This window comes from Winogradskyella rapida (assembly GCF_042675845.1).
GTDB classification, from domain to species: domain Bacteria; phylum Bacteroidota; class Bacteroidia; order Flavobacteriales; family Flavobacteriaceae; genus Winogradskyella; species Winogradskyella rapida.
Map to the genome: position 1 here is coordinate 1 of NZ_JBHTKM010000031.1, position 953 is coordinate 953.

Genomic DNA, 953 nt, shown 5'->3' on the forward strand with positions numbered 1-953 from the left:
ACAACAACGTTAGCTGTAATAAAAACCGAATCGTCCAAAAAAATAATGAGTATAATTAAAGCATTTTTATATACATTTTTAGCATTTGTATTTTGGTCAATAATTCAACTCGCAATACTTCTTCCAATTAAGTATTTTATTGGAAAACCAGATAATTTTACTCACATAATAGGAATAACCAATAACATATCAATTATTGGTTCGTTTTTAATAATTTATTATTTTTTCTGGAAACCAAAGTTTGATTTAAAAAAAGCTCTAAGGATGCAGAATTATAATCCTAAAGTATATTTATATCTGCCATTAATCGGAATTGGTTTATTCTTTCTGAACAGACCTTTATTAGATTTTACGAAAATAATGGAATATTACCAAGGGATTCCTTCGAACTATAGCTCAAATACAGCAATAAATTATATTGATTTAATTTATAAACTAATTTCTACAATATTAATTGCACCAATTATCGAAGAGCTATTTTACCGAAAATTTCTATTAGATAAGTTGTTAAAAAATAATAGCCGAATTTCAGCAATAATTACTTCAAGTATTTGTTTTTCAATAATGCATATTGAAACACCTAATAATTTAATACCGACTTTCATAAGCGGAATTATACTCGGAATAATATATTTGAAAACTAAAAAAATATGTTATTGTATAATGCTTCATTTCATTGTAAACTTAATTATAGTTACGACAAACAATATTGGAATCTCTTATGACAACTGGCTGATTGGTTATAATTTTGACATTTATTATTGGCTATCATTTGGAGTTGGAATTATTATAACAATAATCGGAATGAAGAAAATTACTACAGCTAACACCGTGTATAATTAATTGCTAGGTTCTTCTCTACTTGCGAAAATTCCTGCAGAATTTTCACGGGTTCGTTTAAGTTTGCTAACTTAGTTGCCTAACCACGCAACTAACCATACACAAACACGTTG

Annotated in this window: 1 protein-coding gene; it reads left to right on the forward strand. The window is 27.1% G+C overall.

Features of this window, described 5'->3' with window-relative positions:
- Positions 1-843 (forward strand): CPBP family intramembrane glutamic endopeptidase (locus tag ACFQ13_RS06035; RefSeq protein ID WP_386115204.1); only part of this gene is annotated, 843 nt, incomplete at its 5' end.
- Between the last annotated feature and the right edge of the window lie 110 nt (positions 844-953).